This window comes from Collinsella sp. BM28, from assembly GCF_054551995.1.
In genome coordinates, this window is record NZ_JBTOLJ010000001.1 from 167,877 (window position 1) to 186,750 (window position 18,874).

Genomic DNA, 18,874 nt, shown 5'->3' on the forward strand with positions numbered 1-18,874 from the left:
ACATTACACGCGCACAGCGCCTGCATTTGCTCGCGCGCGTTCGCACCACGCCTGATTGCGTTCGTACTGCGCTTGCGTTTGCCTGTGCCCGCATCGCGCCTGTGTCCGTCCGCATTCGCCCGTATTCGCCCACGTCCGTCCGCATCGCGCGCACGCACGCGCATGCACCCCAATTTGGAGCCCATCTCCAATTCGAGGTCCGGCGGGGTGCCCCTGCTGCCTACTCGACCGTGCCGTAGGTGGCGCCCCAGCCGTGCGCGGCGAGGGCGGAGTTGATTTGATCGCACAGCCTCGTGCGGTCGTACGTTCCCGGGGGCACGAGGTTCACGATTTCGAGCAAATCGGGCGCGAGGTCCAAAATCTCGGCCTGCACGATGAGGTCGAGCCGCTCGATTGTCTCGCGCCCGGTGAACAGGCCGTCTACAAGGCGCTGCAGGTCGCCGAACTCCTCGGCTTGAAACATTCCCAGGTGCATGATGGGCTCCTTACTTGGTGGGCGAGGGGTCGTGGATTGGGGCGTCTGTCAAAATCGAGGCGGCATCCGGCGTTGGCGAGGCGTTCGGTTCGGCAGGGGCGTCTGAGGCGATTGGGGCGGTTTGCGACTCAGCTGCTGCCTTGTCCGTGCTCGCACCGGTGCTTGCCGCGCGTACGCGCTCAATCACGCGCTCCATTGTCTCATCGATGCGGTCGCGCTTGAGCTCGCATTCCCAAATGGTGATGGCGGTCCAGTCCAGTGCCTTGAGCTCATCGAGCGCGCGCTGGTCACGCTCGACGTTACGGCGGAACTTCGCTTCCCAGAACTCGACGTTCTTTTTGGGGACGCTTGGATTGCAGTTGGGGCAGCGGTGCCAGTAACAGCCATTGACGAAGATGGCGATCTTGCGTCCGGGGAAGGCGATGTCGGGACGTCCGGGGGCCTTTGCCCAGTCGAGGCGGTAGCCGGTGAGCCCGGCGGCACGCAACCGTTGGCGCACAAGAAGTTCGGGCTTGGTGTCGCGCCGCTTGTTGCCCTGCATGGATTTGCGCACAGCGGCGCGGCGACGGACCAGGGCGGTTTGGCCGGCGGTCAGCTGCGAGGTGTCGATGCCGTCGAGGAGGTCGGGCTTCTTCAGGGCGCGCTTCTTTCGAGCGCGCCTCTTGCTAGCGCGCGTCCTGCCCTCATGCTCCTTGCCGACCTCGTCGCTCGTCTTGGGCTGACGGGCCCCTTCGCCGTTCGATTTCCGCGCGAGCTGTTCGAGGAGTTCCACAAGCTCGATATCGGCCGGCATCCATTCCAGCGTCGCGAGCGAGACCTGCGGTATCCAGCGCAGTTCACGTTGACGGTCGTTGCCCTGAGGCTCCCCCTCATCTTCGGCAATTTGGCAAAAGAAGCAGTTCATCGAAAGATGGAAGTCGGGGTAGTCGTACTCGAGGGTGTAAAAATCTTGCAAGTTAGTGACGCGCACCTGCAGCTCCTCGAGCAGCTCCCGCCTGCACGCTTCCTCCGGCGTCTCGCCGTTCTCAATTTTGCCGCCGGGGAACTCCCACATGCCTGCCATGCTGCCATATCCGCGTTGAACGGCCAAAACTTCGCCACCCTCGCGCTGGATAATGCCCGCCGCCACGCGAACGTTCTTCATGCGCGTCACCTCGCTTTGCGATGCTTCCAATCGCTGCTTCCGTTTTCCACAAGCAACCTTACACGAATGCAACCCTTCTGTAAGCCAAATCGATGGTTGTGCACGGGGGTTGCTGCGAGTATAGGGGTCGAAGAAAAAGACCAGCGCGCCAGTGTGCGCGAGCAGATGGGAAAGGACGCTTACGATGAAGGACATGATGATGAAGATGGACGCCGCGATTGTTCAGGGTGAGCCCGCGCTCGTTCAGGCGAGCATGAGCCAGGTTGAGATGACGGTGTGGCTGTGCGTGATGGCGCTCATGGCATCGGGCATGCTCGCATTGCTTGCGCTGGTAAGCCGCTAGTCAGCTATTTGGCCGCGCTCTGGCAAGATTGTTAAAGAGAGAGGAATGATTCACATGGCATTTGAGGCACAGGCCGCTCCCGTCCTTGAGGTGCGCCACGTCGAGAAGGTATACGGCAGTCGCAACAACGTCACGCGCGCGCTCGCCGATGTGTCGTTCACGGTGAATAAGGGCGAGTTCGTGGGTATCATGGGCGCATCGGGATCCGGCAAATCGACACTGCTCAACTGCGTGTCTACCATCGACACCGTGACAAGCGGCAGCGTCATCATCAACGGGGCGGACGTAACGCGTCTCAAGCAGGCCAAGCTCACGCGCTTCCGTCGCGAGCAGCTGGGCTTTATTTTCCAGGATTCGAACCTACTCGACACGCTTACCGCGCGCGAGAACATCGCCCTACCGCTCACCATCGCGCGCACGCCCGCCAAGGAGACCCTTGCGCGCGTTGAACAAGTGGCACAGCGTTTGGACATCGCGGGCGTGCTCGATAAGTATCCCTACCAGATGTCCGGCGGACAGCAGCAGCGCGTGGCGGCTGCCCGTGCCCTGGTGACCGACCCCGCCGTCATCCTGGCCGACGAGCCCACGGGCGCCCTCGACTCCAAGAACGCCCGCCTGTTGCTCGAGAGCCTCGAAAACATGAACCATGCGTACCAGGCAACCGTGCTTATGGTCACGCACGACAGCTTTGCCGCGAGCTACACCAACCGCGTGCTGTTCATCCGCGACGGGCGCATTTTTACCGAGCTCCGCCGCGGAGACAGCCCGCGCCGCGAGTTCTTCGACCGAATCATGGAGGTCGTGGCCATGATGGGTGGGGAGGGCTCCGATGCTCTGTAAACTCGCTTGGGGCAACGTGCGCCGTGCGGGTAAGGACTACTTGGTCTACCTGCTCACGCTCACGCTTGCCGTCACGGTGTTCTACGCGTTCAACACCATTTCCGTTCAGGCGGATCTGGTGCTTGAGGAAGAGGGCATGCCCGAACTCCTAAGCACCATCATGTCCGGACTCAACATGTTCCTCGCTACGCTCATGGGTTTTCTCATGGTGTACGCGAACAACTTCATCATGAAGCGACGCAAGAAGGAATTCGGCCTGTATCAGGTCCTTGGCATGAGTCGTGGCCAGGTGTCGCGCGTGATGGCCCTCGAGACGGCCATCGTCTCCGGTGCGGCCCTTGTGCTCGGCATCGCGCTGGGTGTGGGATTCTCCCAGCTCATGACCTTCTTCACGGCGTCACTGTTCAAAACGCAGATCCGTGACTTCCATTTCTTTTTCTCGGTGCCGGCATTTTTGATCACGGTGGGTTGCTTGGTTGCGATTTTCCTGGTGACGCTCGTGTTCAACCTGCGCGTGGTGCGTCGTGCCAAGGTGATCGACCTCATGAGCGCCGGTCGCAAGAATGAGGCCATCAAGACGCGCAACCCGATCGTGTCCGCGGCGATATTCATCCTGGGCGCCGCGCTCATCGGCATTGCGTACTTCCGGCTGCTGCGTGACGGCCTGCCCATTGATTGCGCGCCAAGCGAGGTCGAAGCCGCCATGAATCAGTTCATGCTCACCACGGGCATTGTGGTTGTGGGCACGATTCTGTTCTTCTTTGGTCTGTCCGGGTTCTTGCTCAAGGTGCTCCAGGCCGCGCGCGGTCTGTATTGGAGGGGCCTTAACATGTTCACCGTGCGCCAGCTGTCCGCAAAGGTGAACACGGTGAGATTTTCCATGGCCATCATCTCGATGATTTTGTTCCTAGCCATCACGAGCGTGACGGGCGGCATGTCCATTGCCAGCGTGATGAACACGAGCGTGGAGCGCAGCACGATCGCCGATTATTCGCGCGTGGTTATGTACCTTGGCGAGAACGTGGTGAACGACCCGACATATACGGGCGACATACCCATGAAGCTTGCGACCGAGCCCGTGGACATCCTGGAGCTGAGCCGGAGCAACGTCATCGATAAGGGCACATCCGAGGAGCGCCCCTTCGACCTTGCGGGCATCTTGGGTAGCCACGTCCAGGTGGAAATCTACGACTCGCGACCGATAGGCACCAAGTTACCGTTGGTGAGCCTGAATGATCTTGCCGCTGCGGTGGACATGCCCATGCCCAAGGGCACGAACTCGAGTAACGCGAGCATGATGGGCCTGACGGTCATGAAGGAGAGCGACTACAATCGCTATCTCGACTTCCGTGGTAAGGAGCACGTCGACCTGGGTGATGATGGCTACCTCATCACGAGCGACATGGGCGAGTCGGTGAACAAGATCTACAACGCCGACATGCGCGAGGGCGTGGAGATCGAGCTTGGCGGACGCGTGCTTCGTCCCGTCGCCGCGAGTGTGGACGAGGCCGCGAGCTCCTTCTTCAACTCCTCGATGGGCAGCAATTCGGGCACAATCGTCGTGCCGGACGAGCTGGTGGATGCAAGTGGCCTGACGCTGTACGCGAGCTACTTCTTGGGCGACTACCGCGAGGGCCTCACGTACGACGAGACGGAGGGCTACGTACGTCAGGACCGCTCGTGGGATCAGATCCTGAACGCAGACGGGTCCGAAAGCGCGATTTGGGGCATGGAGGCCACGCGTGCCCAGAGCTACGAGTCCACGAACTCCATGAACGGTCTCATCAGCTACCTGGCCATCTATATCGGCTTCGTGCTTGTGGTGGCATGCGCGGCGATTCTCACGATCCAGCAGCTCTCGGGCGTGGCAGACTCCGGCAAGAACTGCCGCATCCTATCCGAGCTGGGCACGTCCAACCGCGAGATCATGCGCTCCGTTTTGGTGCAGCAGGCGATCTTCTTTGTGTTCCCGCTGCTGATGGGTGTTGCGCACTCCTTCGTGGCGCTGCAGGTGGTCATCGAGATCGTGGCGCTGTTCGGCGGCATGTCGATTGGCGGGACCGTGGGTGTGACGTGCGGCATCTTCCTGCTGTGCTACGGCGGCTACTTTGTGGTCACGTATTTCATGAGCAAGGGCATTGTCCAAGATTCGATTCGCCTACGCCATGCGCAATAGGCACTCGGGCGGCGCCTGCGAGGGGTTCCCGTGCGCAGGCGCAACGTCCTGTTCGCTCTGGAGGCGTTAACGCTTCACGGAGAGGTTGTATTTGTACCGATGTGGGAGGTGCTTGCAGGTGTTCGAGGCGATTGCCGTTTTGGTAGACACAGCTATGTTGGTCGTAGGCGTGGCGGCAGTTATCAGCTCGCGCACGTCGGAACCTTCGGCGTGTGAGCGGCGGCAGGGCGGCATTGGTGCCAGCGGCATGAAATAGAAAAGTGGGTCTGGCGCAATAGGATGCCGGACCCATTTTTATGCCGTAATGAACTGCGGGACCTTGCGGTCGTGTTCATCACAGGGAACCCGATCGACCTCCTGCTCGACGAACGCGACGCCCAAAAGCTGACAATCCTCGCGCAGTTGCGGCAGGTAGCGGTCGTAGGTGCCCCGTCCGTAGCCCAAGCGGTTGCCTTGAGCGTCAAATGCGACGGCGGGCACAATGACCAAATCGATTTCCGATGGGGGTACAACCGGGAAGCGCGTGTCGTCCTTGGGGGGAACGCTGCCCTTGATGCGCGAGGGGATGAAGCGGCGCGTCGCGCCCGCACGCGTGCTGGTGTACGTCTGGTGCTCTTCGGTCACAGCGGGTCCCCAGGGCTTGCGCGGGTCAACGATGAACGGCACGTTTCCGCCCAAGTAGTTGTTGCACGAGACGGAGCGCATGCACATGGCTCCCTGTGCGGCGTTGGGGATCATGCACGGGAACACAATGCGGTACCCGTATGCGTATGCCCCGCGAATGAAGCGATCGAGATCGACTTCATAGCGCAGTGCCGCGTACACTGCGAGCGTTGGGGGCTGTCCGTTTTTGCCCTTAATACCGCTGGCGCGTAACTGGTCGAGCAGCTTGTTGCATATCTCGCGTGATTTCGTCGAGCGGGCGCTCGGGCGCAGCTCCTGGCGGCACTCGATGATTGTGCGGCGCACGTCGCTCTTTTGTTCGAGAATCTCCTGTTCAGCAGCACTGGGCTTTTCGCGGGGAGCGCTTTCCGTTGTGGCCGGCGTCTTCGTATGTTTTGCAGTTGCCATTGCACGGTCCTCTCGTCTTCGTCTGTCCATTCTACCGCTTGCCACGTGCGGCCGCGCGGGAGAGGGGGCTGCTTTACGCCTCCTCCCCGCATGTGTCGCTCAGCAGATCAACGACGTTCCAGTTCGCATTGCTCGCCTCGATCACGTCGCGCCCGGCAAATACGCAGGCGGGGGCATCGTTCGCGATGCGCTTGACGTCGTCGCTCAACGCCCGAAGCGCCTCGGGGGTCGCCTCGAGCATCTGGCGCCGACGCTCGCCGCGCTGCTCGGGCGGCGTCTTGCAGAAGTGCTCGGCGTTGCGACGCTTGGTAAGTGCGTAGGGCTTGAGCGGCGCGTCCACGCCCGAGACACAGCTCACGATGAAGCCCTCGAAGGTCTGAGTGTCGGGCGTAAACGACGCGAGCCAGTCGCCGGAGGCCGCGATGCGCGCGAGCGACGGGTCGATGGCGGGGTCGCGGTACGTGTAGAAACTCGCGTGGCGCGGGCTCGGCGAGCGGAAACCGCAGCCGTAGGCACCGCCCTTCACGCGGATCTCGTTCCATAGGTAATCGTAGGATAGGGCGTTGGAGACGACGCTCCATACGCCGTCGGTCTCGATGTCCAGCGCGCGTGGGTCGCAGGCGCGCGCGAGGTAGCTCACATCGCTGGGGATGACGAAGGCCTCATGCTTGTCCTCAGGCCATGGCACGTAGAGTTCCTTGGTGGGCGCGGTGCGGGGAGCGAGGCCCAGGTCTCCCGCGGCCGCCCAGTAGCGCTGGAAGTCCTCGTTGGAACCGGTGAAGCTCGCGATGGCGCCGGTCGACGTGAAGATGCGCTCGCGCAGGTCGCGTAGGGTGTCGCACAGCTCCCCCTTGCGCTCGTCGAAATGTTCGAGCAGGTCGCGTAGGAAGCGGTAGAAGTCGATGCCGGAAAGCTGCTGCGTGAGCACGGCCGCCGGCGAGACGTAGGACATGGCGCGCGCGAGCGCGGCGCTGTGCCCGTTCATGAGGAAGCCCTGCTCCATGCCGATGCGCATCTGCGTGAGCACGTCGCGCATGCGGTCGGTGTCCTCGAAGATCGTGGTCGCCCAGACTTCGCGCGGTATGCTCGCGAGGGCGTCCATCTTCTCGGACAGGGCTCCCGCGGAGACCAGCAGGCGCGGGCGTGCGAGCTTCCAGTTGGGCTGCGTGGCGACCTCGGTGGTGAAGGAGAGGAAGCCGAGGTTCGCGCCGATGTAACTGTCAAGCTCGCCTGCGCTCATGCGCTCGGTCGCGAGCTGCTGCATGAGACGGGCGAGGACCGTGACGTAGGGGAGTTCGGAGAATGCGAGGTGCGACAGGTCGAAGTAGGTGAGGGCGTACGCGAGCTGATGCGTGGGCAGGTCGTGGCGCAGGCAGGGGATGGGGGTCTGCTTGTTCAGGACGAGCTGGGGCTCGGGGCGCGCGGGCCCGATGTCGCTCACGCGCAGGCGCGGCAGCGTCGCCTTGGCCTCGGGCGCGTCCTCGGCCTCCTGGCGCTCGCGCAGCTCGGCAACGTCCTCCACGATGCGCTGGAGCCCCGCCTCGTCGAGGGCTGCCTTTGCCGCGGCGAGTTCGTCTGCCTCCTCGCGCGCGGCGCGCGCGTCATCGGCGACGGGGACGAGCTCCACCAGCGCATGGTGGCCGCTTTCGAGCACGATCTCGCGCAGCAGGTCCTCGAAGTACGTGGTGCTCAGTGCCTGCTTGAGCTCGGCGTAGACCTTGCCGTACTCGAGCGCCCGTGTGGCTGCGGCGTCGGTGTCTTCATAGAGCCACGTGCCGAGCGCGTCGCACGCGATGGCGACGCCGTCAGCGATGCCAAAGTCGCGCTGGCGCAGGTCGAATTCCTCACTGGCGAGGACGGCGGCGAGGCGATCGCGCGGGATGCCGTTTTCCACCAGGTCGCGGCAGGCGTCCTCGATCACGCGGCGGAACTCGCGCGCGACACCCGGCTTGGCGTTCTGCAGGATGATGAGTGTGTGGGGCTGCAGCTGGTCGCCCGAGGTGTAGCTCACCACGTTGCCGCCCAAGCCCGCAGCGAGGATCGCCTTCTTGACGGGGGCTTCGTTGGTTCCGAGCAGGGCGTCGAACATGATGTCCGCGGCTATGAGGCGCTTGCGGTCGGCGACGTCGCCGAGCACGTACGCCATACCCACCAGTGCGTTCTCGGGAGTGGTGGGCATGTCGACGCGCTCGTAATCGCAGGTGACGGGCTCTTGCCGCGTGAGGGGGTTGGGCTCCCCGATGGTGACGGGTGCGCACGCGGCGGTTGCGGTCCCGTCGGCCCCAACGACCCCGGTGGGCTCAGCTGCGTCAGACGCCTTGCGCGCTTCTGCCAGCGCCCGGGCGCGGGCGCGCTCATCGCGGATGCGCGGCTCGTCGCCCAGGTAGCGCTCGTCCAAAAACGCGAGCTCGCGTTCGACCGCCATGTCGCCGTACAGCACGATGTAGCTGTTCGCCAGGTTGTAATGGCGCGCATGCGTGTCGAGGAAGTGCTCGTAGGTGAGCTGCGGGATGGCGCGCGGGTCGCCGCCCGACTCGCAGGCATACGCCGTGGTGGGGAACAGCGCCCGGTTGACGGCGTCGTCGAGGACGCTCATCGGGTCGGACAGTGCGCCTTTCATCTCGTTGAACACCACGCCGTTGTAGCGCAGGGTGCCTTGCTCGAGCGGAGCGCCTTCGGGGACGTCGAGCTCGTAGTGCCAACCCTCCTGCTCGAAGATGGCGCGTTTAGTGTAGATCGCGGGGTTGAGCACGGCGTCCATGTAGACGTCCATGAGGTTCAGCAGATCCTGCTCATTGGTCGTTGCCACGGGGTAGACCGTCTTGTCCGGGTACGTCATGGCGTTGAGGAACGTCTGCATGGAGCTCTTGATGAGGTCCACGAAGGGCTCCTTGACGGGGAATTTGGCCGACCCGCACAGGACCGAGTGCTCGAGAATGTGGAACACGCCGGTGTCGTCGGTGGGCGGGGTCTTGAAGCCGATGGCGAACGCCTTGTTCTCGTCTTCGCAGGCGAGGTAGAGCAGACGGGCGCCGGATGCCTCGTGGTGCAGCACGTAGGCGTCGGCGTCGAATTCGGCGAGGGGTTTGGCCGTGGTGACGGTGAAGCCGGACACGGTTACGCCGGGTGTGAGCAGCTGGGAGGCGCGGTCGCGGACAGAGGCATGCGGGCGCGTGGGGGCTTCATCGCAGGGGGAGGTTTGTTTGCAGGTGGAGACCGGCTGGTTCATGCGAAGCTCCTTTATGGAGAGTGTTTGCTACGTTGGTCGCTTCGCCCAGTATACCCGCTCGGCGGTCTGGCACTCCGCGCTTGCGATCCGTCCCTGCCGCGGAACATGCTCACCTCGCGCCCACACCGACTCTTTCAAATGCTGCTAGACATACAGAACACGCCTCCGATACAGCACACGCCTCCGCTGCGGCACGCGTCTCCTGTGCAGCATGCGCTTCCGGCGGGCGTTGCCCCCTAGAAATGGGCGTCTCCGAGCAATTCGGCTCTCGTTATCTCAGGCAAAGGGTCCATATCTTTCGCTAGAGGCGATGGTTTGCTCAATGGGCGCGCTTGGCTTGAGGTATCGTTGTCCCGCAAGACGACGAGATGGGGGATGCATGACGAACGGAAAGATGGAATCGCGCGGCTGCGGCGACGACATCGAAGACGCAGGCAAGGCTGCTGAGGTTGCTGCTTTCGAGAAGCGTGAGCGCATGGGTCTGGCATCGTCCATCAAGCCGGGGGCCGATGCGGATGCTGCCTCACGCGCGGCACGGCGCTCGATGCGCGAGCGTCTGAACGACCGGGATTCACGCCGTCTGCTCGTTGGGGTGCTCGCCACGCTGTTCGGCGGTATCTTTTGGGGCTTTTCCGGCACGTCTGCAAGCTACCTGTTCGCGCACTACCAGATCGACACCATTTGGCTGCTCAGCATACGCCAGCTTCTCGCTGGTGCTATGTTCATGGTCGTCATTCTGCTGTTCGACCGCGTTCGCTTTGTGCAGCTGCTCAAGAACCCGCGCCACCTGGCGGTCATGGCAGTGTTCACCCTGTTCGGTGTGTTTGGCAACTCGTTTTCCTATCTGCTTGCGGTTCGCTTGACCAACGCCGGCACTGCGACCGTCATGCAGTGCCTTCAGCTCGTGCTCATCATGGTATATACCTGCATTGTCACGCGCCGGCTCCCACGCCGCCGCGAGCTCGCGGGCGTGGTCTTGGCATTTGCGGGCGCGTTCCTCATCGCCACGGGTGGCGACCCCAGCACGCTCGTGATTCCGCCCGAGGGGCTGGCCGTGGGCTTGATCTCGGCGGTGGGCGCCGCCTGCATGTCGATTGTGCCTGCGAAGATTCTGCCGGTCTATGGCTCATCCATTGTCACAGGCACCGCGATGTTCGCATCGGGGATTGTGCTCTCGGCGTTTGTGCAGCCGTGGCAGAGTATTCCGGCGTTCGATCCGGAGGGCTGGCTCGCGCTTGCCGTGCTTATCGTGGTTGGATCTTTCCTGGCGTACAACCTGTATATGCAGGGCGTTAAGGATATTGGAAGCGTGCGGGCGAGCCTCATCGGTACGATTGAGCCGGTGTCCGCCACGGTCACGAGCGCGCTTGTTTTGGGCACCGTGTTCGCGCCCACGGATCTGGTTGGTTTTGCCCTCATCATCGTGATGGTGTTCTTAACGGTGTAGCTTTTGCATGGTTTCCTGCGCGCCAGGGCCTGTTTCGTTGTGCAAAAACGCAAATGTTGGCCTCAAACGCGATAGGCGAAGTAGATCCCGTTTTTTGCACGGCATAACCGCAGGTAGATTGACCGATGGATTTGCCTCTACTCGCGACATTCCCGTTTAGGCCAACATTTGTGTATTTGCATGTGGCGGGCATCTTTCGTAAGTGCGGCTGCGGGAGAAAAGGGGCGGCTGTCGCGGCTGGGAAAAAGGAGGGCGTCTGGCGCGGCTGTGAACTGGGTGAAAAGGGGCCAAGTGCGGCTAAGAAAAGAGGCGGCACCCGTCTTGCAGGACGTGTGCCGCCTTGGCTAATGGTCGTTTGCCCTACGCTGGACGCACGTACCCTTGCTGCAGTTTACAGGCTATAGAGCTCGCCGAACTTCTTTGCCAGGTAGTCGCAGTAGAAGGCGGCGTTGAACGGCGCGCCGCACGCATCCTCGACCAGCTCGCCCGCGTCCTTGCCGCGGCCCCACTGCCAGATGTTTTCGCGCAGCCACGCGCGCACGGGGGCGAGGTCCCCGGCCGTGCAGGCGCCTTCCAGGTCAACGCCCGCGCGCTCCATGGCGGGCACGTACTGGGCGTCGTATGCCGAGCCCAGGGCATAGGTTGGGAAGTAGCCAAAGCTGCCGCCGCTCCAATGAGTGTCCTGCAGCGCGCCAAGGGTGTCATTCGGGACATCGAGGCCCAGGTACTGCTTGGTGAGCTTGGCCCACAGCGCCGGCACGTCCTTGGCGGTCGCCTCGCCCGCGAACAGCATACGCTCGATGTCGTAGCGGATCATGATGTGGAGCGGGTACGTGAGCTCGTCGGCTTCGGTGCGGATGAGCGACGGTGTGGCGATGTTGACCGCACGGTACAGCTCATCCTCGCTCACGCTGCCATAGACCTCGGGTACATGCTTGCGCAACAGGGCGAGCAGCGGCGTCATAAACGCACGGCTGCGGCCCGCAGTGTTCTCGAAGAAGCGGCTCTGGCTCTCGTGAATGCCAAGCGAGGTGCCGCCCTCCAGGCACGTGCGCGCGTACGCGGGGTTGACGCCCAGCTCATAGGACGCGTGCCCCGCTTCGTGGATGACGGAGTACACGTTGGAGAGCAGGTTGTCCTCGTAGATGTGGGTGGCAACGCGCGCGTCGCCCACGGCGAAGCCCTCAGAGAAGGGGTGTTCGGTGAAGGCGAGGCAGGTGTCCGCGAGATCGAGGCCCACGAGCTTCATGAGGTCGAAGGACATCGCGCGCTGGACGGCGTCGGGGACGTGTGCGGTGAGGAACGGCGCGTTGGGCTGCTCGCCGCGTTCACCGATGGCATGTACGAGCGGTACGACGGTTTGGCGCACGGCCTCGAAGAATCGGTCGTAGGCGGCAGCGTCCATGCCGCGTTCGTACTGGTCGAGCCACACGTCGTAGGGGTCGCGCGTGGGGTCCATGTAGCCGGCGTGGCGCTTGAGGGTCTCGACGATGCGGTCCACGTAGGGCTCAAAGCTCGCCCAGTCGTTGGCACCCTTCGCCTTGTGCCAGACGGCGTCGGCCTCGCAGGTGAGGCGGCTCCAGGCTTCGACCTCCTCGGTGGGCAGGGCGACGGCCTCGCGCTGGTCGCGGGCGAGTGCGCGCACCTCGGCGACGACCTGCGGATCGGTGAGCTCGCCGGCGGCCACGGCGGTCTCGAGCTCGGCGATGAGCGCGCGGGCGTCCTCACTGGTAAGGAGCTCGTGATGCTCGCCGGCGAGCGCGCCCATCGCGTCGCCGCGTGCGGCCGCTCCGTTCTCGGGCGCGATGGTTGCGCCGTCGAACTCGGCGATCTTCATGAGGTACTCGCGGGTCCAGAGCTTGGACTCGAGCGCGCGAAGGCGGCCGGTCAGTTCTTCTGCAGTTGCCATGGGGCCTCCTTGAGATAGGTTAAGTACGGTTGCTTCCTTTGAGTGTACCCGTTTGTCTTCCGAACGTAGTGACGGGCGGCACTGACCCTCCCCATTTCATCTCGCCTGTCTTTCAATTTAGTAGGGCTGGTGCAATATATTCAGTTGTGAAGTGTTATCATAATATATAAATATTAATGTCTAATGTAATTGTCCCAGATAGGGGACAACGAGAGGATATTAGGCTGTCGGGAAAAGTAGAGCATTGAATCAGATGAGATAGAGATAGGGATGGGGTGAGCAAGCTTCTGGGCCTTTGTGAAGCATAAGCAATTGGTCGCACACCAATGCTAAGGAGTTCATTATGAAAATGATTGTGTCAGCGTTCGTTCTGTTCGTTTTATTTCTATCGTCTTCTGTCTTTAATCCGTGTCCTATTGGTGCGCAAGAAACAGTTGAAGTTCAAGCAATTGAGAAGCCGGTCGCGAATGCGCAGATCGATTTACCGCGGGAATTCGGAACCGTTTCTTCGAAAATTGAAGCTGGGATAGATGGGGCATTCGTTCCTTTGTATCCTACCTTTGACTTCCCATCAGAGGCTTTGTCTTCGATAAGGAGGAACGAAGCTCTCCAGGCGGTGATGAAAGCGTATGCGTTGGACCCAATCGATGGCAATAATTGGGCACGCTATGCGGAGCTCTCTATGGCGCTCCTCGATTCTCCTGACAGGCCGGCTTGGTATTGCGAATCTGATGAGCGCGTTTCTGAGCTGCGATTGTTTTTTGATATTTTTGAAAATGATGAGAGAAATATCGAAGCAATCACTAGGCTTGAGTCTGCCGATCCAGGCGAAGAAGCACGTGAGTTGATGCTAACGTTGCCTAGCGCATCATTTGAAGAGCTTTCCGGGTGGACTGAAATTGCATCTGCCAGACACTCGACTGCGGTTCGGAGTTTCGATTCTAATGCAGCTTTCGAGTACGCGCTCACCTACTCGACGAAGCGCAATCCGAAGTATCCAAGTTTTGACTCGGATTGCACCAACTTTGCATCTCAGATTCTTGAAAGCGGGGGAGAACCTCAGGTTTCCGGCGGCGATTACAACAGCGTCCATGTCGGTTGGTGGCATAGAAATGATTGGGGTCAGCATCTACAATCAAGGACCTGGACGCTTGCTGATGAATTCATGAAGTATTTTGGGGTCAAAAATTGCGGCTCAGACCACCTCGACTTTTCTTTCACGATTCAAGAAGGGGACTTCATCGCATTGGATTTCGGAAAAGATGGGGACTGGGATCATGTTGGCTATGTAATGGTTCCGGGGAACGGTACAGGTCCAGGTGGCTATAGGGACTATCATGTCGCTCAGCACACTCAAGATTATCATGCTGATGTGAGCGATAAGATCAATGGCTGGGAGACCCATGATGGAAAGTCGAACTACGGCTATGTTCGGAGGTAGGCGAAAAGTATTAGCGGGATTGCTGGCGGTTGCCGCCACGGTACTTTTGGCTTCTAGCTACTACCTTCGAGTTACTGAGCAGTTTTACGGATTGCCTGGCTTTTCATACAAAGGATTGGAGTATCCAACAAAAGTAGACTGGCTGTTAATAGCCACGTCCCTTGCGCTCTTTTTTGCGGGGCTATGGGGGGGCAAGTATGTACGATACCCTTGTACCACATTGGTGATGAGCTTTGCCCTTCTAACGTTTTACGACTTGCAGACGATGTGGGGATGGGGCTCTCATGATGCGAATTCTTTCCTGTCAGATTTTATCTGGTACCTTGAAAATGTGACCTTTCCAGCATTCTGGACTGCAAAAACGCTCGATATTGCTGGATTGTTGGCTGGACTTGTCGCCACGCTGCTGGCTGGGAATGGCAGAATGTTTAGCGATAGAGCGCAAGGCATCGACCGGGTTGAACGGCTGTGATAAATAGCCCGGGAGCGCATCACATCTATAGTGCGGCTGCATTTGCCGTTGTGCTATTATCTTGGCCACTGCGTTGACGGAGAGGTCGGGCCTCACCGCCTCGCCGCACAGAGAGGGAGGGTCACCGGCTGCAAGCCCACCCGCGGCGACGAGACCTGAGTTCACTCCCGAGCTGCGACCTGAACGGCCGCCTTCCGGCGAGGGGCTTCCCGCGCCGCGATGGCACCGGGGCGACGTGCGATCTGCACCCGACCCCAATTGCGCGCTGAGTAGGGAAGCCGCGCGCCCGTGCGACATCGGGCAAAAGAGGGTTCGCCGGGTGGACAGCCGGCGGCCAATCAAGGTGGTACCGCGGAAATCAGATCCGTCCTTGGGAGTGCGAGCGGTCGCACGATCCCGAGGGCGGATTTTTCTATGGAACACATCGGCGCCGCGCTGCGGCGACGATCGGAAGGAGAGGGGACAGATGAGTCTGATCGACGAACTTGAGGAGCTCGAGCAGCGGGCCCGCGAGATGATCGAGAGCGCCGAGACGGCGGAGAAACTCGAGGCCGCGCGCGTGGCGCTCATGGGCCGCAAAGGCGAGATCACGGGCCTCATGCGCATGATGGGCAAGATCGAGCCCGAGGAGCGCCCGGTGCTCGGCAAGCGCGCCAACGAGATGCGCCGCATGGCCGAGACGCTGCTTGAGGGCCGCATGAAGCAGCTCAAGCGCGCCGCCATCACCGAGCTCATGGCGACCGAGGCCGTGGACATCACGTTGCCCGGCGCCCGTCCGCAGATCGGTCACGCGCACCTCATCAACCAGATCATCGAGGAAGTTGAGGACGTGTTCTGTGGCATCGGCTACACCGTCGAGACCGGCCCGCAGGTCGAGTCCAGCTGGTACAACTTCACCGCCCTCAACGCGCCGCTCGATCACCCGAGCCGCTCTGCGCGCGACACCTTCTACGTGAAGGACAACGCCCCCGGCACCGCGGCGCACCCCGAGGAGCACGCTCACGGCGAGTCCGACGTGCTGCTGCGCACCCAGACTTCCGGCGTGCAGATCCACACCATGGAGACGCAGGAGCCTCCCATCTACATGATCGCCCCGGGCCGCGTGTACCGTCCGGATACGGCCGACGCCTGCCACCTGCCCCAGTTCCATCAGATCGAGGGCCTCGTGGTCGATCGCGGCATTACCTTCGGCGACCTTAAGGGCACGCTCGACTACTTCGTCAAGTGCATGTTCGGTGAGGACCGCGCCACGCGCTACCGCCCGCACTTCTTCCCGTTCACCGAGCCCTCCTGCGAGGTCGACGTGAGCTGCGGCGTGTGCGGTGGCGAGGGCTGCCCCTTCTGCAAGCACTCTGGGTGGATCGAGATCCTCGGTTGCGGCATGGTCGACCCCAATGTCCTGCGCAACTGCGGCATCGACCCGGACGTCTACTCCGGCTTCGCGTTCGGCGCCGGCGTCGAGCGCATCGCGGCGCTCCGCTACGACCTGCCCGACCTGCGCACGCTCGTGACCGGTGACATGCGCTTCCTTAATCAGTTCTAATCCCGGCGGGTTTTCCAGGTGCCCGACCTTGGCCTTCAATCGTCGGTCGCGTACCTAAGTACGCTTCCCTCCTCTTTCAGGCCAATCTCGGGCACCTGGAAAACCCGTCTCCGCTTCAGGGTTTTGTTGCTGATTTTTCGTTGTTGATTTCACTTCTTTAGAAGAGGTTTGAGATGAAGGTTTCTTACGAATGGTTGAAATCGATGGTCGAGCTGCCGGAGGATCCCTCGGAGCTCGCCTGCGAGTTCATCCGCACCGGCACCGAGGTCGAGTCCATCGACACGGTGGGCGAGGCATATCACAAGATCGTCACGGCGAAGGTGGTCTCCAAGGAGGCGCACCCCGATTCCGACCACCTGTGGGTCACCCTGGTCGACGTGGGCGCCAACAACGTCGACGCCGACGGCAACCCCGAGCCCCTGCAGATTGTGTGCGGCGCGCAGAACTTCAATGAGGGCGACCACATCGTGACCGCCATGATCGGCGCGGAACTGCCGGGCGACGTGCACATCAAGAAGGGCAAGCTGCGCGGCGTCGTATCCTGCGGCATGAACTGCTCCCAGCGCGAGCTTGGCCTGTCCGGCGACCACGAGGGCATCTGGATTCTGCCCGCGGACGCGCCCGTGGGCATGCCGCTTGCCCAGTACCTCGGTAGCTCCGATACGGTCCTCGATTGCGAGATCACGCCCAACCGCCCCGACTGCCTGTCCATGATCGGCATCGCCCGAGAGGTCGGCGCCATCTACGACCGCGATTTCCACGTGGAGCTGCCCCAGGTCAAGGCCGAGGCCGGCGCGCCCGCGGCTGAGACCGTCTCCGTCGAGCTCATCGACGAGGGCCTGTGCGACCGCTACGTCGCCCGCGTGGTGCGCGGCGTCAAGGTGGGCCCCTCGCCCGAATGGCTCGTCCAGCGCCTGAACGCCTGCGGCGTGCGTACCCACAACAACGTGGTCGACGTCACCAACTACGTCATGATGCTCACCGGCCAGCCCCTGCACGCGTTCGACCTCTCCGCCTTCGAGGAGCGCGACGGCAAGCGCGCCGTGGCCGTGCGCGCCGCGCGCGAGGGCGAGCGGTTCCGCACCCTCGACGACGCGGAGCGCACGCTTTCGGCGGGCATGGGCCTTATCGCCACGGGCGAGCGCGGCGCCACGCCGGTGGCGCTCGCCGGCGTCATGGGCGGCATGGACTCCGAGGTCACCGACGCCACCGTCGACGTCCTGGTGGAGAGCGCTTGCTTCAACGCGGGCCGCACCTCCCACACGAGTCGCGACCTGTCGCTCATTTCGGACGCCTCCATCCGCTTCGAGCGTCAGGTCGATGAGACCGGATGCGTCGACGTGGCGAATCTGGCATGCGCCCTAATCGAGGAGCTCGCCGGCGGCGAGGTCGCGCCCGGATGCGTCGATGTCTATCCGGCTCCGCGCGAGGTCGCCCCTGTCGAGCTCAGGCTCGCGCGCGTGCACGCCATCTGCGGCGCCGATATCGCCCCCGACTTCATCGAGCGCTCCCTCACCCGCCTGGGCTGCAAGGTGTCCGCCTCCGGTGAGGGCGACGGCCTCGTCTACAGCATCGTGCCCCCCACCTTCCGCCCCGACCTCCCGCGCGAGATCGACCTGATCGAGGAGGTCTTGCGCCTGTGGGGCATGGGGCGCGTCGAGGCAACCATCCCCGCCGCCAAGAACCACATCGGTGGCCTCACCCGCGAGCAGCGCCTCACCCGTAAGGTCGGCCGGATCCTGCGCTCCTGCGGCCTCAACGAGACCATGAACTTCTCCTTCGCCGCGCCGGGCGACCTCGAGCGCATCGGCATGACGGAGGAGGGCCGCGGCTGCGCCGTCGAGCTCATGAACCCGCTCGTCGCTGAGCAGACCGAGATGCGTCGCTCGCTCATCCCCGGCCTGCTGCAGGCCGTCGAGTTCAACATCAAACACAGCACGGCGAACGTGCAGCTCTATGAGATCGGCACCCTCTTCTTCGGCCGCGAGAACGCAAGCGCCCCTAAGGAGCGCGAGGCCGTCGCGGGTGTCATGTCCGGCTCTATGGGCGACGTGACGTGGAACTACAAGCCCATGCCGCTGCGCTTCTTCGACGGCAAGGGCGTCGTCGAGGAACTGCTGGAGCAGATGCGCATCCCAAAGGTCCGCTTCCGCGCCGCCGAGGGCGAGGGTTACGCCTTCCTGCAGCCTGGGCGCTGTGCCGAGGTTCTCTCCGGCGGTACCGTGCTCGGCTGGGTCGGCGAGATCCACCCCGACGCGCGCGACGTCTATGGCATCGATATCCCCGTGGTCGCGTTCGAGCTCAACCTCGAGGCGCTGCTCAAGCTCTCCGGGGCCCAGGAGGCCTATCGCGAGTTCTCGCAGTTCCCGAGCGTCGAGCATGACCTCGCCATCGTGGTCGACGACTCCGTCACCTGCGAGGACCTGGAGCGCCGTCTGCGCTCCGCCGGCGGTAAACTCCTGGTGGGCGTGCGCCTGTTCGACGTGTACCGCGATGCCGAGCGCGTGGGCGAGGGCAAGAAGTCTATGGCGTTCGCGCTCACCTATCGCGCCGACGACCACACGCTCACGAGTGAGGAAGTGGAGAAGGCTCACTCCAAGCTCGTGACCAAGGTGTGTAAGGCCACTGGCGGCGAGGTCCGTAGTTAAAGCTTTCCCAGGCACCCCACCTCCGGGCGAACCTAAAGGCTTATGTACCTCAGTACACCGCGCCTTTACGTTCGCCCGGATCTGGGGCACCTGGGAACGTTTTCGCTGCGGTTGGGGCGCACGACGACGCGAGAGA

Annotated in this window: 13 protein-coding genes; 8 read left to right on the forward strand and 5 right to left on the reverse strand. The window is 62.4% G+C overall.

Annotated elements, in window-relative coordinates; translation table 11 throughout:
* Positions 1–220: 220 nt before the first annotated feature.
* Positions 221–475, reverse strand: coding sequence for a hypothetical protein (locus tag ACX9NZ_RS00740; RefSeq protein WP_118652936.1), 255 nt, complete (start codon positions 473–475; stop codon positions 221–223).
* A gap of 10 nt (positions 476–485) precedes the next feature.
* The gene (gene mutT, locus ACX9NZ_RS00745) at positions 486–1,619 is read right to left on the reverse strand and encodes an 8-oxo-dGTP diphosphatase MutT (protein WP_407496109.1); all 1,134 of its coding nucleotides are present in this window, start codon (positions 1,617–1,619) and stop codon (positions 486–488) included.
* Between the two features lie 184 nt (positions 1,620–1,803).
* Between mutT and ACX9NZ_RS00750 the strand changes: the two genes are divergently transcribed.
* Genes ACX9NZ_RS00750 through ACX9NZ_RS00760 form a run of 3 tightly spaced genes read left to right on the forward strand, consistent with a single transcriptional unit; the run spans position 1,804 to position 4,978 of the window.
* Complete coding sequence (locus tag ACX9NZ_RS00750) at positions 1,804–1,962, forward strand: hypothetical protein (RefSeq protein WP_199588839.1); 159 nt, start codon at positions 1,804–1,806, stop codon at positions 1,960–1,962.
* A 45-nt stretch (positions 1,963–2,007) separates the two neighbouring features.
* Positions 2,008–2,802, forward strand: coding sequence for an ABC transporter ATP-binding protein (locus ACX9NZ_RS00755; RefSeq protein ID WP_317440084.1), 795 nt, complete (start codon positions 2,008–2,010; stop codon positions 2,800–2,802).
* On the forward strand, positions 2,792–4,978 hold the full coding sequence (locus tag ACX9NZ_RS00760; RefSeq protein ID WP_407496112.1) for an FtsX-like permease family protein: 2,187 nt from the start codon (positions 2,792–2,794) through the stop codon (positions 4,976–4,978). Before ACX9NZ_RS00755 ends, ACX9NZ_RS00760 begins: the two co-directional genes overlap by 11 nt.
* A gap of 294 nt (positions 4,979–5,272) precedes the next feature.
* On the opposite strand, the gene ACX9NZ_RS00765 is transcribed toward ACX9NZ_RS00760, so the two are convergent.
* Together ACX9NZ_RS00765 and ACX9NZ_RS00770 are read right to left on the reverse strand one after the other, a co-directional pair.
* On the reverse strand, positions 5,273–6,049 hold the full coding sequence (locus ACX9NZ_RS00765; RefSeq protein WP_407496114.1) for a 5-formyltetrahydrofolate cyclo-ligase: 777 nt from the start codon (positions 6,047–6,049) through the stop codon (positions 5,273–5,275).
* A 73-nt stretch (positions 6,050–6,122) separates the two neighbouring features.
* Entirely contained in the window at positions 6,123–9,278 is a 3,156-nt protein-coding gene (locus tag ACX9NZ_RS00770) for an insulinase family protein (protein WP_407496116.1), read from the reverse strand.
* Between the two features lie 379 nt (positions 9,279–9,657).
* Here ACX9NZ_RS00770 and ACX9NZ_RS00775 point away from each other — a divergent pair, with 379 nt between their 5' ends.
* Positions 9,658–10,725, forward strand: a complete 1,068-nt coding sequence (locus ACX9NZ_RS00775; protein WP_233546056.1) for a DMT family transporter — start codon at positions 9,658–9,660, stop codon at positions 10,723–10,725.
* A gap of 391 nt (positions 10,726–11,116) precedes the next feature.
* On the opposite strand, the gene ACX9NZ_RS00780 is transcribed toward ACX9NZ_RS00775, so the two are convergent.
* Positions 11,117–12,634, reverse strand: coding sequence for a carboxypeptidase M32 (locus tag ACX9NZ_RS00780; protein ID WP_407496918.1), 1,518 nt, complete (start codon positions 12,632–12,634; stop codon positions 11,117–11,119).
* Positions 12,635–12,977: 343 nt separating this feature from the next.
* Here ACX9NZ_RS00780 and ACX9NZ_RS00785 point away from each other — a divergent pair, with 343 nt between their 5' ends.
* The 4 genes from ACX9NZ_RS00785 to pheT all read left to right on the forward strand — a co-directional run bounded on the left by ACX9NZ_RS00785 (position 12,978) and on the right by pheT (position 18,738).
* Positions 12,978–14,075, forward strand: a complete 1,098-nt coding sequence (locus ACX9NZ_RS00785; RefSeq protein WP_407496916.1) for an amidase domain-containing protein — start codon at positions 12,978–12,980, stop codon at positions 14,073–14,075.
* Entirely contained in the window at positions 14,038–14,547 is a 510-nt protein-coding gene (locus tag ACX9NZ_RS00790) for a hypothetical protein (RefSeq protein ID WP_304291215.1), read from the forward strand. The genes ACX9NZ_RS00785 and ACX9NZ_RS00790 overlap by 38 nt, the downstream gene beginning before the upstream one ends.
* Positions 14,548–15,013: 466 nt before the next feature.
* Positions 15,014–16,090, forward strand: coding sequence for a phenylalanine--tRNA ligase subunit alpha (gene pheS, locus ACX9NZ_RS00795; RefSeq protein ID WP_294123018.1), 1,077 nt, complete (start codon positions 15,014–15,016; stop codon positions 16,088–16,090).
* Between the two features lie 173 nt (positions 16,091–16,263).
* Entirely contained in the window at positions 16,264–18,738 is a 2,475-nt protein-coding gene (pheT, locus tag ACX9NZ_RS00800; RefSeq protein ID WP_407496913.1) for a phenylalanine--tRNA ligase subunit beta, read from the forward strand.
* Positions 18,739–18,874 lie beyond the last annotated feature (136 nt).